Source organism: Pseudomonas sp., assembly GCF_048265905.1.
In the GTDB taxonomy this organism is placed as follows: Bacteria; Pseudomonadota; Gammaproteobacteria; order Pseudomonadales; family Pseudomonadaceae; genus Aquipseudomonas.
Map to the genome: position 1 here is coordinate 15,090 of NZ_JBLXAP010000021.1, position 13,017 is coordinate 28,106.

General features: G+C 55.1%; 8 protein-coding genes. 6 read left to right on the forward strand and 2 right to left on the reverse strand.

Annotated features, from left to right (window positions below):
* The first annotated feature begins 15 nt into the window (after positions 1 to 15).
* From ACN0UH_RS18750 to ACN0UH_RS18765, 4 genes are read left to right on the forward strand one after another with little or no spacing between them, the layout of a single operon-like run.
* A complete protein-coding gene (locus ACN0UH_RS18750) occupies positions 16 to 1,806 on the forward strand; it encodes an RNA-binding domain-containing protein (RefSeq protein ID WP_417663484.1) in 1,791 nt (596 codons plus the stop codon).
* Positions 1,803 to 4,652: a DEAD/DEAH box helicase gene (locus ACN0UH_RS18755; RefSeq protein WP_417663485.1), complete on the forward strand. Its 2,850-nt coding sequence runs from the start codon at positions 1,803 to 1,805 to the stop codon at positions 4,650 to 4,652. The genes ACN0UH_RS18750 and ACN0UH_RS18755 overlap by 4 nt, the downstream gene beginning before the upstream one ends.
* Positions 4,649 to 6,679 (forward strand): BREX-3 system phosphatase PglZ, encoded by a 2,031-nt coding sequence (gene pglZ / locus ACN0UH_RS18760; RefSeq protein ID WP_417663486.1) that lies wholly within the window; start codon positions 4,649 to 4,651, stop codon positions 6,677 to 6,679. Before ACN0UH_RS18755 ends, pglZ begins: the two co-directional genes overlap by 4 nt.
* The gene (locus tag ACN0UH_RS18765; RefSeq protein WP_417663487.1) at positions 6,676 to 7,398 is read left to right on the forward strand and encodes a hypothetical protein; all 723 of its coding nucleotides are present in this window, start codon (positions 6,676 to 6,678) and stop codon (positions 7,396 to 7,398) included. The genes pglZ and ACN0UH_RS18765 overlap by 4 nt, the downstream gene beginning before the upstream one ends.
* Before the next feature lie 7 nt (positions 7,399 to 7,405).
* On the opposite strand, the gene ACN0UH_RS18770 is transcribed toward ACN0UH_RS18765, so the two are convergent.
* Positions 7,406 to 7,708, reverse strand: coding sequence for a hypothetical protein (locus tag ACN0UH_RS18770; protein WP_417663491.1), 303 nt, complete (start codon positions 7,706 to 7,708; stop codon positions 7,406 to 7,408).
* Positions 7,709 to 7,848: 140 nt separating this feature from the next.
* On the opposite strand from ACN0UH_RS18770, the gene ACN0UH_RS18775 reads away from it, so the two are divergent.
* On the forward strand, positions 7,849 to 10,518 hold the full coding sequence (locus ACN0UH_RS18775; protein WP_417663488.1) for an ATP-binding domain-containing protein: 2,670 nt from the start codon (positions 7,849 to 7,851) through the stop codon (positions 10,516 to 10,518).
* Positions 10,519 to 10,745: 227 nt separating this feature from the next.
* Positions 10,746 to 11,786 (forward strand): DUF4365 domain-containing protein, encoded by a 1,041-nt coding sequence (locus ACN0UH_RS18780; protein ID WP_417663489.1) that lies wholly within the window; start codon positions 10,746 to 10,748, stop codon positions 11,784 to 11,786.
* Positions 11,787 to 12,019: 233 nt separating this feature from the next.
* Here ACN0UH_RS18780 and ACN0UH_RS18785 read toward each other — a convergent pair.
* A partial coding sequence (locus ACN0UH_RS18785; protein WP_417663490.1) for a tyrosine-type recombinase/integrase occupies positions 12,020 to 13,017 on the reverse strand: 998 nt, incomplete at its 5' end.

Genomic DNA, 13,017 nt, shown 5'->3' on the forward strand with positions numbered 1-13,017 from the left:
GATAGGAGCGAAAGTATGACTCAGGACGAACTGCTGGCACGGTTAAATGGCATCGAATGGAATGACTTTGAGTGCAAACGCGCTCAGCGCGGCGTGCCGGAGGATGCATACAAAACCGTGTCGGCCTTTGCCAATACGGCGGGTGGCTGGTTGGTATTTGGTGTCAGCGAAGTTAATGGTCAGTTGGAAGTAACCGGTGTCGAGGAGCCAGACAAGGTCCAGAACGAATTTTTATCGGTATTGCGTGGAGGGCAGAAGCTCAACCGAGTGATCGCGGTGGAAGCACACCGCTTTGAGATCGATGGCAAGCATGTGTTTGCCTTCCACGTGCCGGAGTCATCACGCTCGGAGAAACCGGCCTACCTCAAGGGCGATCCGCGCCAGAGTTACCTTCGGCGCGGCGCGGGTGACGAACAATTTACCCAAAGTGAACTGGAGCGATTTTTGCGCGATGCGGCGCAGGATCGTTACGACGGTATCGCCCTGACCGACATTCCGGTGGATCAGTGCTTTGATGAGATAACGGTCAAGTGGTATCAGGCTCAGTTTGCAAGGCGCAACCCCGAGCATATCGAGATTACCGATCCGATCGAGTTCTTGCTGAACTGGAATTTTCTCATTGAGCGGGATGGCCAGGTTTTACCGACCCGCGCGGGGATCTTGTTGTTTGGCATCGCCCGATATGTGCGCCAGGTTCTGCCCCGGCCAGTACTGGATTATCAGCGCATTGATAGGCCATTTGAGCAATGGTCTGCAGACGAGCGCTGGCATGACCGTTACGTATTTGAAGAAAATATTTTTCAGACTTGGCAGGGGCTGGTGGCGCGCTATATGCGTATTGCTGAGCATCCGTTCTCACTCGATCCGGCCACGCTCCGCCGCAATGATGATCCGCCGGATTACGTGGCCTTTCGTGAGGCCGCCATTAACCTGTTGGTCCACCAGGACTACGGCGACCACGGTCGCAAGGCGTCTATCAAATTGTTCACCGATCGCACGGTGTTCTGGAACCCGGGTGATGCCTTCGCCACGGAAGCAGAGCTGCTGGATCCCACCGAAAAGGAAGTACGCAACCCTGCCATCGTAAAGGCGTTTCGCCGTATTGGCCTGTCGGACCAGGCAGGTACCGGTATTCGTGCTATCTTCCGCAACTGGCATGAATTAGGGCGCACTCCACCGCAGTTGAAGAACGACAAGGCACGTAAGGCATTTGAATTGGTGCTGATCAACAAGCCGTTGGTCACCGATGGCATGCTCCGCTTCCGTCAAACCCTGGGTACCAACTTGACGCCTGAACAGGCAGATGCGTTAGCCCTGGCACTGTCGCTGCCGGAGGGCGAGCCCTTGACCCTCACTGCTATCCGCAGCCTCGGAATCAGAACCACCCAGCAAGCCCGGTTGGTAGCCGACCATCTAGTGCGCCAGCAACTGTTTGATCAACTCAGCGACACGCAGTTTCAGGTGCGAGAGACGATTCGGCAGCGCTTTGCTCGTGAGGTGGAAGCACAACCGATAGACCAAGCCGGGACTAAGTCGGGACCAGGTCGGGATCAAGTCGGGACCAAGTGTGAGCTCAGTGCAGAGCAACGCATTGTGCTAGCGCAAATGGCCGAAGAGCACGATATCGCCACCTTGATGCAGTGGGTTGGGCGTAGCAATCGAAGTAAGTTTCGTGAGGTGGTGCTGTTGCCATTACTGGCATTGGAGCTAGTTGCAATGACCATTCCGGACAAGCCCAGCAGCAGTAAACAGCGCTATCGGCTGACTGATCAAGGTAGAGCAATGCGCGAAGAGATCGGCGAATGACTCAATCCGGGCATAACTTCACCGTCGGCGACTGGTGCTGGTTCACACGGCAGGCATCCCCTTGCCGAGTGATCGAGCGTCAGGACGTGTGGGGTGAGGTTGCGTACCGCGTCTGGCTGCCGGTTAAGGAAGCGGTGGTGCGTGCAAAGGCCGTGGATCTGGCACCGCTGGGAAGCGTGCGTCCGAATGTGGAGCAGGTCCTGCACGCAACGGCGGCGGCCAAGCTGCTGGATGCGCTGGAGGACAACCTGCTACTGGCGCCGATCCAATCTAGCGTTGTGCCGCTGCCGCACCAGCTCTACGCGCTGAACCGCGCGGTCAGCCGTGATCGCATCCGCTACCTGCTGGCCGATGAAGTCGGCCTTGGCAAGACCATAGAGGCGGGACTGGTATTGCGCGAGCTGAAGCTGCGTGGTCGGGTGAAGCGCATCCTTGTGGTGGCGCCCAAGGGGCTGGTGCGCCAATGGCAGGCCGAAATGCGCCTGCACTTCGGTGAGAAGTTCCAGTTTATCGAGCCGTCCGAGTTGGCTGCCTTTCGTCAGTGGCGCAACGATGGCGTCGGCGAAGAAGAGAACCTATGGCGCATGCACGACCAGGTGATCTGTTCGCTTGACTCGGTCAAACCCATGGAGAGTCGTCGCGGTTGGAGCTTGGAGCAACTGCAAACCTACAATCGCGAGCGTTTCGAGGATTTGATTTCAGCATCGTGGGATTTGGTCATTATCGATGAGGCCCACCGCATGGGCGGTAGCACCGAACAGGTGGCCCGCTACAAGCTGGGCGCTGCCTTGGCAGAGGCCGCGCCCTATCTCTTGCTGCTGTCGGCCACGCCACACCAGGGCAAAACTGACCAGTTTATGCGCTTAATGCAGTTGTTGGACCGGGAAGCATTTCCGGACGAAAGCAGCGTCAGCCGCGACCGGGTACGGCCTTTCGTGATCCGGACTGAAAAGCGGCTGTCGATCAACGCCGAGGGCCAGCCGTTGTTTAAGCCGCGCGTCACGCGGCTGCAGGTGGTGGCCTGGCAGGCACGGCATGGCCCGCAGCAGCGCCTATACGAGGCGGTGACCGAGTACGTGCGCCATGGCTACAACCAGGCGATGGCCGCTCAGCAGCGTCATATCGGTTTCTTGATGATCTTGATGCAGCGATTGGTGACGTCGAGTACCGCAGCCATCCGCACCACGCTGGAGAGGCGGCAGGCCCTACTCGATGTAGCACAGCCCCAAGCGAACCTATTCGAGAGCACCAGCCAGGACGAGTGGGCGGATCTCGATGGGCAATCTCAGGTGGATCTGGCCATGCAATCTAGTGGCTGGGAGCTGGAGAAGTCCGAAGTCGAGATGCTACTGGAACTGGCGCGCGAAACCGAAGCGGCGGGCACCGATGCTAAGGCCGAGGCGCTGCTGGAGCTCGTTTACAAGCTGCAGCAGGAAGAAGGCGACCTGGCGCTGAAGGTGCTGATCTTCACCGAGTTCGTGCCCACCCAAGCGATGCTGGCCGATTTTCTTTCGAGTCGTGGTTTCTCGGTGGCGACGCTCAACGGCAGCATGAATCTGGAAGCGCGGACTCGCGCTCAGCAGGTGTTCTCGAAGGATGTGCGCGTGCTGATTTCAACAGATGCCGGCGGCGAAGGTCTGAACCTGCAGTTCTGCCACGTCATCGTCAACTTCGATATGCCGTGGAACCCGATGCGGATTGAACAGCGCATTGGCCGCGTCGACCGTATCGGTCAGCACCATGTGGTGCGCGCCATCAACTTCGTACTGGAAGATACGGTCGAACACCGTGTGCGTCAGGTGCTGGAGGCAAAGCTCGAGATCATCGCGCAGGAGTTTGGCGTCGACAAGGCGGCCGATGTTATGGACTCGGTCGAGGCCGATCCGATCTTCGACGAGTTGTTCTTGCACGGCCTGCAGAACCCGGATGCGATCGAGCAGGAATGCGACGCCGTGGTTTCGCAACTGCGATCCACGCTGGCAGAGTCGAAGAAGAATAGCGATCTGCTCACAACGGAGCACGATCTAGACGCGGACGACGCCCGTAAATGGCGTGATCATCCGGCCCAGTTCTGGCTGGAACGCGCCATCACTAATGGGTTGGCCGCACGCGGTGGTTCAGCCACCAAAGCTGGTAGTGCCTGGCGAGTGAATTGGGCGGATGGCAGCGAGTCGGCGCAGGCGTGTTTCGACTCCCGCACGGCGGACGAGAACCCGGAATTGGAGTGGGTGACGATGGAGGACCCGCGCGCCCGCGCCATCATCAGCGAACTGCCACGCTTTGTTGCCGGCCAGCTGCTGCCGGTGATCCGAGTGACGGGTTTGCCCGATTCGGTGCGCGGCATCTGGTCCCTGTGGGAGATCAGCCTGGCAGCGGAAGGCTTAAGCCGGAAGCGCTTCTTGCCGGTGTTCGTCAACGAGGAAGGCCGTCCCTTCGTGCCCACGGCCAAGCGTGTGTGGGACCTGCTGCTGACCGAGACCGTAGACGTGCACGCTGTGACAGGCACCGAGGAGTCGGTGAAGTGGTTTGAGGCATCGCATGCGGGCGCCAGCACTCAGGGCGAGCTGATCTTTACCGAGTTGGTGAATGAACACCGTGCCCGACTGAAGGAGGAGCGCGAGCGCGCGGTGTATGCATTCGAAGCACGAAGTCAGGCGATCGGGCGAATCGGCTTGCCAGCCGTGCGCGAGCATCGGCGCAAGCGACTGCAGCAGGAACACGACGCACGTATGGCTGCTCTGAATGACATGGAAGCTAGCGTGCCGAATTTGAATGCCGTGATGATGGTGCGTGTCTCCGGCGATGTGATGCCCGGAGCGAATATGAAGAAAGAGTGTGTGGCATGAGCCAGTGGTCAGAATGCATTCTCAGCCACTTCACGGCCGACCTCAATCGGCTGTGGGTGGCCTGCGACCCCGACGACGTGCTGCTCGACGGGAAGCTGTTGTCTGAGCTGCGTGGCCGGGGTTTCGAGGTGATGCTGTACGAAGACCCGTTTGCCTTCCGGGCGGAGTTCGAGGAGCGTTACCGCGCCGCATGGGATCGGGGTGAACAAGGGCCTGCGCCCTCGTTGGTGCTGCATCTGCGCAGTGCTGATGCGAATGAATTGCCGTGGGATCTTGTTCACCACGGGCGTGTAGTTCGGCTAAGTCTTGCTGAGCTTTTCCCCAGGCTGGCGTACAACACGGTGCAGCAGCTCGAATCGGAACATTTTGCTGGGTTGTTTCATGCCCATCAGACCGAGTTGCAGTCGGCACGTGGTGATCACGAGTCCAAAGACTTCATCCTTGAGCACGTCTATCAACTGACGCCGCGATCCATTCGCAACCCGGTGGACTTCTGGCGTGAGCTGCTGCGGATGCATTTCGCCAACCGTTCCTTGCCTCTGCTGTTTGCGCAACATGCGGCGGGCATCATCCAAGGCAAGGGGTTGTTCGCGGATCAATCTGTCGCTACGTGGTTGTCTTCCAAGAGTGCGCTGCTACGGGTAGTTCAGGATGCGTGGTATCACTACCTGTCGAGTTTGGGGCTAGATGGCACACGCACAGGGGAACCGCCGCCACCAGCTTATTTGGCAAAAGATGGCGTCGCTAAGATCGAGATCCCCTTCGATCACTCCGATGTGCAGGTGTTGGTCGACTCCATGTTCCTCGATGGCAGCTTGCATCCGTTGGCGGTGCACAGCGTTCCGACAGGCATACCGAGTTGGATCAAGGCCGGAATCGTCCAGGACCCCGCTGCATTGCAGGTTCTGGTGCTTAAAGGCATCAATGGACTGATCGAGGCAACGCCTACAGCGGCATCTTCACACAAGGACTGGAGTGAGTTCGCCAAGCGCTACGGGGAGATTCTGGCTCGCACACACGGTCTGTCTGGAACGGATGGCAGTGAGCATCTTCCGGCCATTCGCGATCGCATCAAGACTCTGCAGGCGCAGTCAGACGAGCAGCTGCAGGCTTGGGTCGCGGCTAAGCATTACGCTGACCTGATCCTGCAGCCGGTCACCAAGGGGCCAGTGATGGTGCATCACGTTCCACGCTTCTTACGCCATCGGCGGTCCGCAGGAGAAACCAGAGTGGCCTTGCTGGTGTTTGATGGATTGGCATTCGATCAGTGGGTGCAGATCCGAGAGAGCCTGGTCGCTTCAAAAAAACGGTTCGAGTTCGACGAGGGAGCCGCGTTCGCGTGGCTGCCCACTGTGACATCGGTGTCACGACAAGCGTTGTTCTCCGGCCTGAAGCCGCGTGAATTCGACGATTCCATCGATCGGACGGACAAGGAGGAATCCTTGTGGAAGACGTTCTGGCAGAACGAGGGCGTCAACCCCAATGAAGTGATGTACCGCCGCGCGCTGCGCCAGATCAATCAACTCGACGCACTGGAAGCGGATCTGATTGACCGGTGTCCGAAAGTGGTCGGTCTGGTGATCGACGAGGTGGATGACCGGCTCCACAAGGAACGATCGAAAAAAGACGTGGCCATGTGGATTGGAAACTGGCTTGCGACTGGCTTTGTCGATCGACTGTTCTCGCTGCTGCTGGACAAGGACTACCACATTTACCTCACCGCAGACCACGGCAATGTCGAGTCAACCGGTGTCGGCAGACCCAACCAGGGCGTGATTGCAGAGACGCGTGGCGAACGCGTGCGGGTCTATCGCAGCGAGCCTTTGCTGGCCGACTCCGCTAAGGCCTATCCGACCACGGTCAAGTTGGACATCGCTGGACTACCAACAAACTTCATGCCCCTATTCGCAGGCGGACGAACCGCCTTCGTACAAGAAGGGGAGCAGGTCGTGGTTCACGGCGGGGTATCGGTCGAAGAGTTGATCGTGCCCTTTGTGAAAGTTATTTATTCAGGAGATGTGGCATGACAACCAAGGTGCCACTTATCGGCTTTGATCGATTTGTAGACATCGTGTGGTGTCGAGGCGCCTTTGATGCCGCCACGACTCAAAGCTCTATCGAGGTCGTAAGGGCTCAGGTTGCTACGATGCTACCGGGCTCTGAATCACAGAGGAAAACATTAGATATTCTCAAGCGCTTGAGTACCAAGCCCTTCGAACATCTGAATGATTTCATTGATCGGGGTATCGCGATCTACAAAAAATGGGGTGAAGTCAGTGTCCTTCCTCTCGCTTGGGGAGCATCGATAGCCAGCTACCCATTCTTCGGGAAGACTGCTGAAACAACCGGTCGTCTTCTATCTTTGCAAGGTGATTGCTCGATTAAGGAACTTCAGCGTCGGATGGCAGAGCAGTATGGTGACCGTACTGGGATAGAGAGGGCTGTAAGCAGAGTGCTGCAATCTCAGGCAAGCTGGCAAGCCTTAACGCGAGATGAGACCGCTAAACGAGTAATCAAGCGAGACGCCATTTTAGTTGAGGACGACGAGCTCACTGCGTGGCTAATCGAAGCGGCTGTTCGCTACGCTGGCAGGCCAGTTTCGGTGACCAGCTTGCAATCGCTGCCTGTACTATTCCCGTTCAGCTTGACGCGACCCCTAGCTTACGTGGTATCGAACAGTTCGAACCTCAGCATCCGATCGGAAGGACCGAGTAATCAGCTCGTCGCTTTGCGGGAGAAAGTCTAATGCGAAGTTACAGCCAATGGCCCGGCACCTCGATTCCGAAGTTCTTCGACACAGTAGTCAGTGAGGCGAGAATCTCTGTGTGCCGTGCCTGATCGTTTAGCTGCCAGGTCGCTCGTCGTTCCAGCAGGCTCTTCAGCTCGCCCAGGTTGTACATGCCAAGACGGTGAAAATTGCCCCAGCTGGGAATGCCGAACAGGTTGTATATGACCACGGTGGCGTCGCGTTCGCTGGCCAAGCGCTTGTCGCCAGTCAGCTTCTCGGCTGCTTCCTCGGCTTCGTCGTGATCGTCGTAGGTGTTGAGTAGTTTCATCGGAATCTTGTCTGTGTGTTCGGCAGAATTATACCTGAGGCAGATGCAGAGCTCTTTGGCCAATGCGGCAGAGATATAGGCATCGATCAGCTTGGACAGTCGGAGCATTAATCTTGCTAATTAATACGGAGAGCCGAACCATGAGTCTGCCTAATCTAGAGCCCTTAGCCAGCGAATCCTTGTGTGCGTTTGCACAGATTGCCGATAAGGCCGAGGAAAAATTGAAAGCACCGGCAACGGCCAGCGAGGATAGCTTCGCTGTAAGCAACAGCCTCACAGGTGGCAAGGCTATTCAAAATTTGCAAACCATCAGTAAAAGTAATCAAGACGGCTGGCGCGCTTTGATTGATGAGCCGGCCATTGCTCGTCTTTTGCTGGAAGATGAGAACGGCGAGCAGAAGATTTTCTTTATCTCTCGCCAAGCCAGCCTTCCACTGGCAGGTGATACTCAACTTGCCAGTTATGCGTCTCCCATTGGCCGAATGGCTGCGCTGCCGGTCGGTGACGAGGGTGAGATAATTATTCGAGGCGTGTCGAAGCGCTTCTATCTGGTAGAGAAAACAAGCTTCCATACCTGCAAGGTTGAGGGCGAATGGGACTCCCGGGGTAATGAATATCGCCATGAAAGTTTGGGCGTATTTAGTGTTGAATCCCTGCGTGCGCTGCTGGCGCTTGAAGGCGCAGATGCTGGTGATGAGCTTGATCGACTGCTGGAGCAGGATGCTGCCACCAGTGGCGTTGTCCCGGGCATCACCCATCAGAACCGAACGGCCATAGGGCTGCGTGATCAACCCATCCTGGACAAGTTTCAGGACGATATTTTCCGGTTACCACTTGATAGCCAATTAATCATTCTCGGACCGCCCGGTACTGGTAAAACCACCACGCTGATCAAACGACTAGGTCAGAAATTAAATAAAGCCAACTTGGATGAAGTTGAGTTCAAGCTTGCTGAAGCAAACGTTCAAGGTCTGCCGTTTGAAAGCAACTGGTTGATGTTCACTCCCTCAGAGTTGCTTAAACATTATTTAAAGGAGGCTTTCAGTCGAGAGCAGGTTCCGGCATCTAATGAGCACATCAAAACCTGGGATGCGCACCGGCATGATTTGGCGCGCAATAGCCTAGGTATTCTGAAAACCCCTAATGGTGGCAAATTCACTCTAAAGGCCAGTATGGATAATCTGGCCGCTGCGGTACTGAAAGATCCGCGGGCGTGGTATGAAGCATTCCGGCAGTTTCATGTGCAGCGGTTACAGGCTCAATTTAAGCAAGGAGCTGATATTGTTGTTGCATCTGATGACAATCACCCATTGGCTACGACCCTGACGAGATGGGTTGTGGATCTTTCGCACCGCCAGCTTGCAGATTGCTATCGTGACTTGAATGCGCTGGAGCCAAGTATCAAATCCAGCCTGGATGCAGCGAAAGCCAGCACGGATGAACTGCTTACGAAAGAGCGCAACCGCATTTTCAACCATGACAAGGACGTGTTTGCACAGCTCGCAAAATTTTTAGCTACGGTTCAGCAGGATGATGATGAGCTGAGTGAGGATGATGATGAGTTTGATGCAGATGAGGCTGAGGAGGCTGCTAGTGCCACCTCTACCGAGCTGAAAAAAGCTGTTGCAGCTTATGTGAAGTGCCTTAAAGCATTGGCGCGATATAAATACCTCAAAAGAAGCCTACCCAAAAATGGTGTGGCTGCAAAAATCCGCGATTGGCTCAATGACAGACTACCTAGCGATGCGGTTCTTCAGACAATTGGCCAGAGCATCAGTTTTCAGAATGGATTGCGTCGATTTGTTAATGCGAGCAAGCGCTATGCGTTTGATGTGCCGACCAGTTATCGGTTGTTCCGTAAAACCGAATCCGGGAATACCAATTTTTATAAGCAGGCTACGGTAAACCAGCTTCAGTTGAACGATACGGAAGTGGATGCCGTTGTGCTACTGATGCTCAGAAATGGCCGGAAACTCTTGGGGCAAACCTTTATTGCTAGAGAGCTGAATGCCCCCCGGTTTGAAAGCCTGCGCAATCTGGCAAGCCTATTCAGGCACCAGATCATGGTTGATGAAGCTACCGACTTTTCGGCATTGCAATTGGCCTGCATGGAAAGCCTGACCTCGCTGGAAGCGTTGTCATTTTTTGCCTGCGGCGACTTCAATCAGCGAATCACTCAGACGGGAGTACGCTCGTCTGATCAGCTTGAGTGGGTGTCATCAGCGATTGAGGCGAAAAAAATAAATATCGTTTATCGGCAAAGCCGGATATTGAACGACTTTGCCGCATCCCTGCTGACAATGATGGGCGGGGATGAAAGCGCTTTGGGTGTGCTGCCCGAGCATTCAATCCATGAGGGTGTACCCCCCGTTTTACTTGAGCATGCAACGGATATCAGTACGGCAGCCCAGTGGGTTGCGGAGCGCATTTTTGAGGTAGAGCAAAGGGTAAAGCAAATGCCTACCATCGCTGTGCTGGTGAATGATGAAAATGATGTAAAGCCAATGGCAGAGCTATTAACTACCTACCTAGAAGACATAACTCTCAAGGCGGTAGCCTGCGAGGAAGGTAAGGCGCTTGGAGAGGGGGCTGATGTTCGGGTTTTTGACATCAAGCACATCAAAGGGTTGGAGTTCGAGGCCGTATTCTTTGTTGGTGTTGACACACTGGCGCAGCAGAAAGCAGCTCTGTTCGACCGTTTTCTATATGTGGGCACAACCCGGGCTGCGACCTATCTAGGGATGGCTTGTTATGACGTTCTGCCTGATAAAATGCACTGCTTGCGTGGTTCTTTTGTGGATAAATGGTGAGGTTAAGTAGATCGATAAAGCTTAATAAATCTGGCAGTCGAGCTGATTTTTACAGCCTACTAATCGATCAGTACTGAGGCCATGACATGAGACGTGAGGTCCTGTATTGTCTGTTCCGCCCTTCGTGACTGGCCGCTGTCGACCCGGCGTGGACGTGTATCGGTAGCCAGCACTCAATGTGGCGTGTGGTAGATTGCCGCTCTGATTGTGTAGGAAAGGAATTAAAGGTGACATCAGAGTCCAATCGAATTTCCGGTGCAAGTACCGCCTATGTTGAATCGGTGTGCCGTGCATGGGGCTGGTCCTGGCAAGAAATGGGACAGGTCGATGATGACGGTGTGGATGGACTGGTGTACCTGCGTACCATGCGGGTAAACGAGGTAAACCCAAAGGATCGGCGTTCATGGAAACACGAATTCACAGGCGGCTTGATCCATGTGCAGATCAAGAGCGGCGCTAGCTATGTTCACTGTTCGGGTGAAGGCTTTCTCGAAATTAAAATCCCCAATTTAGAGGCGAAGCGAGAACTTTGGAATAAATCCCCACTTCCCGTTGCGCTCTTGTATGTGAAGGAGGCATCTCCTGGAAAACTTGTTAGCCAAGCTTGGTGGGCCGATCTAAAACGAACCGACTCCTACACAGAAAGGGGCACGGTGGTCGTGCAACTAAAAAACAGGTTTCAATCAGGCCTTGAGTGCATCCGCCCTTTTTCTCGACTCGCTACGGGTCAACATCGAGCGCTGGGCTTAGCGGAAGTGGACATGATGAAGCTGGGGAACCTGCCAAGTCGTCTCAATTTGCTTTCCAAGCCTATCAAATCAGCCGCCTGGGATTTTTATCGAATATGGAAGAGCGTTGGGGCTACGCACCCCACACTCGGCAGCATTCTAATCAACCGGACTGGCTGGTCTCACATTACTCGCGTGAAACGCCCACTCTCTCGAATCCTCGCGAGTTTTGATTTACTACCAGCCGCTGCGCGCATCATTGAGACAGTCGAGACCTGGCACAAACTTCGGCGAGGCTTGAAGTCTCGCCAGTTTCCGGATGGGTCATGGGCGGAATACGACTACTTGGGCGTCTCGGCAATGGTGAAATGGCCAGCGCGAGAAGCTTCAGAGGTAATAGTGATCCTCAAGCGAGAAACAACTCTGATTGAGGATTCGGCTGACGAGGGTCATGAGGCGAAGGGGCGGATTCGAATCTTAGGAACCAAAACGTGGTTCTATTCCGTCTATGAACCCGGTAGACGAAAAGGGAAAACTTGATCGGTGCGTCACTCTCAGACTGATCCAGACGTACCAGAAGCTCCAGTACCGGCAGGCTAGGTAAGAGTTAGCCGCTCTCTATTGTGTGCACACCGATCAATTATGAGGGTAGCACAAAAGCTGAAAAAGAATCCACAGCCAGCTTCTGTAGAGGGAGGAGTGGATAGCTCCGGCGTTCATAGGTACACAATGGCCGGTTTTGTCTGTTGCACCGGCTGCTTTTGAGGGGCCGCTCAGCGTATCGCGACTATTTTTCTGTCCCGATTTTCCTTGATAGCGGATACCGATAGGTTGCCTGTGGCTGCTTCCTGAATGTGCTCACTCCACCAAGCCATCATCGGCCGTCTGCGCTCAATGTAGTCGGCTCGGTTGTAGGCGCTACGAACCTCGTCCTTATCGACGTGGGCAAGCGCCACTTCAATTAGTTCTGGATCCCAGCCGTGTTCGTTGAGGATAGTACTAGCCATTGAGCGCATGCCATGGCTTACCAGACGATCTTTGAAACCCATACGTTTTAGCGCCATGTTAGCGGTCTGGCTGTTGCAATGGGTGCGAGGGTTGCGGTCTGCAGGGAATACATATTCTCGGTGCCCGCTATAGGGTTTGATTGCTTCTAGTAATGCCAGGGCTGGCTCACTGAGCGGGATAATGTGCGCGCGGCGTTTTTTCATGCGCTCAGCAGGAATCGTCCAGATCTGCTTTTCGAAATCGATGTCGACCCAGCGGGTAGTCGCAGCTTCTGCTGGGCGGGTCATGGTGTTGAGTTGCCATTCGATCAGACAGCGAGTGGTCCTTTTTATGCTGGCATTGGCAATTGCTACCATGAGCTCTTTCAGCTCATCGGGAGCAAGCGCTGCCATGTTCTTCTTTTTCGGTTTTTTAAAGACCGAGCGAATCCCGCTTAGTGGGTTTGCGTGAATCAGCCCCGAGTTGACCCCGTAGGTCATTATCTCGTTGAGGCGCTGTGAAAGCCGTTTAACGGTTTCCAGACTGCCTTTGGTTTCGAGTGGCCGAAGCAGATTTATGACTTGTGGTGCGCTGATGGTGGAGATCGGCGTGGTGCCCAAATCCGGGAAAACGTGCAGTGTCAGTGAGCGCCAGATATCTTCAGCATAAGCTGGTGTAACCGAGTCTTTTTTGAGCTCATACCAAGACGTCGCTACGTTCTGAAAAGTATGCTCGGTTTCAGCCTTCTTAGCCTGCTTCAGGGTATCTCGCTGCTCTTTCGGAT